This is a genomic window from Deltaproteobacteria bacterium (assembly GCA_016875225.1).
In the GTDB taxonomy this organism is placed as follows: Bacteria; Myxococcota_A; UBA9160; order SZUA-336; family SZUA-336; genus VGRW01.
Map to the genome: position 1 here is coordinate 1 of VGRW01000174.1, position 1757 is coordinate 1757.

Here is a 1757-nt window from a genome sequence, read left to right on the forward strand (position 1 = left end):
AAAACGACCCCGCCTACAACACCGTCGGTCGCGACGATTTCAAGTCGCTGATCGAGGTCGATCGCTACGGCGATCGCTCGACCGCTTTCGACGCGATCATCAGCGCGACCGAGGACCACTTCTGGGATCCCAACGACCCGGCCTATCTCGACTTCTCCGAGAAGTTCGACCTGCAGGAGCGCCTGCTCATGCCGCGCGACTTCACCGTCGAGCTGAACTGCGCGGTCGCCGACAAGCTCACGCCCCAGCAGCAGATCGAGCTCGCAAACCAGAGCACGCGCTTCCAGATCTCGTCGATCCTGCACGGCGAGCAGGGCGCGCTGTCGCTCTCGGCCAGCCTGTGTCAGATCATGCGCGACCCCGGTGCGCAGGAGTACGCCGCGAACCAGGCGCGCGAGGAGGCGCGCCACGTGACCGCCTTCGGCCACTACGTGAAGGCGCGCTTCGGCACGCCGCTGGCGGTCGGCCCCACGCTCGGCAGCCTGCTCGAAGAGCTCGTGCTCGCGCCCGAGGTCTACAAGAAGCTGGTCGGCATGCAGATGCTGGTCGAGGGGCTGGCGATGGGCGCGTTCGCGACGATCCACTCGCTCACCGAGGACCCGCTGCTGCGGCGGACCGTGCAGCTGGTCATGACCGACGAGGCCTTCCACCACAAGTTCGGAAAGATCTGGGCGGAGCTCACCGTGCCGAAGCTCTCCGAGGAGGAGCACGAGCGCGTCGAGCTCTGGGCGGCGAAGTGCTTCCAGACGCTGCTCTTCAACCTGGTGAACGCGGAGCAGAAGCAGCAGATCTACGGCCGCTTCGGGCTCGACTGGCAGTGGGTGAGAAGCGCCGTGCTCGAAGCGTTCGGCGACGCCGATCGGCGCGCATCCATGACCAAGGGCACGAACATCTTCCGCGTGCTGATCAAGACGCTTCTGAAGGCCGGCATCATCACCGAGCGAACCCGCTCGGTGTATGCGGCCTGGGTCGACATGGACGAGCTCTCACGCGAGCGTGACGAGGTGGCCGGTCAGGACGTCGCCGACGCGGCGATGCTCGAGCTGCGCGAGATCAACCGGGGCCGGAAGAAGATCGGCCGCGGCCAGCGATCCGCGACCTGATCGGCGCTACTTCTTCGCGGCTTCTTCCGGTCGCGGGGCTCCGCCGGGCGGCTCGCGGTAGGTGATGAAGCCGTGGCTCGGGTCGTACGGGGAGATTCCGCACTGAACCCTGTCGCCCTGGATCACGCGGATGTGGAAGCGGCGCATCCGGCCCGATAGCTGCGCGGTGATGACGGATCCGTTCTCGAGCTTAACGGCGTAGCGCCCGCCGCCGAGGATCTTCTCGATCGCGCCACTCACGGTGATCAGGTCCTTTTTCGACATTCGCCTGCTTCGATTCCTTCTGGGGTGTTCGGGGGCGGCGGCATTATAGCGGGGGAGTCTCGACCTGCAGCAGCGGCGGGGCGGACTCCGTCTGGATCGTCGTGTGGGCGATCGCGTAGCGCTGGTGCAGAAGCTGATGGACCGCGCGCCGGACCGCCTCGGGGTCCGCCCCGGGATACAGGTCGACGTGGGCGCTCATCGCCGGGAAGCGCGAGCCGACCGTCCAGATGTGCAGGTCGTGGACGCGCGCGACGCCCGCGAGCTCCCGGACCTCGCGCGCGATCGCCTCGAGGTCGAGGTGGCGCGGCGCGCCCTCGAGCAGGATCTCGACCGACTCGCGCACGAGCCGGACTGCACTCGCCACCAGCAGGGCCGCTATCGCGAGCCCGG

At 67.6% G+C, this 1757-nt stretch carries 3 protein-coding genes; 1 reads left to right on the forward strand and 2 read right to left on the reverse strand.

Annotation, left to right across the window (positions count from 1 at the left end; all coding sequences use genetic code 11):
• The coding region (locus FJ108_18525; protein ID MBM4337889.1) for a ferritin-like domain-containing protein at positions 1–1103 on the forward strand (1103 nt) is incomplete at its 5' end.
• Between the two features lie 6 nt (positions 1104–1109).
• On the opposite strand, the gene infA is transcribed toward FJ108_18525, so the two are convergent.
• Both infA and FJ108_18535 read right to left on the reverse strand, forming a co-directional pair.
• Positions 1110–1367, reverse strand: a complete 258-nt coding sequence (gene infA / locus FJ108_18530; protein MBM4337890.1) for a translation initiation factor IF-1 — start codon at positions 1365–1367, stop codon at positions 1110–1112.
• 43 nt (positions 1368–1410) lie between these two features.
• Complete coding sequence (locus tag FJ108_18535; GenBank protein ID MBM4337891.1) at positions 1411–1731, reverse strand: cation transporter; 321 nt, start codon at positions 1729–1731, stop codon at positions 1411–1413.
• Positions 1732–1757 lie beyond the last annotated feature (26 nt).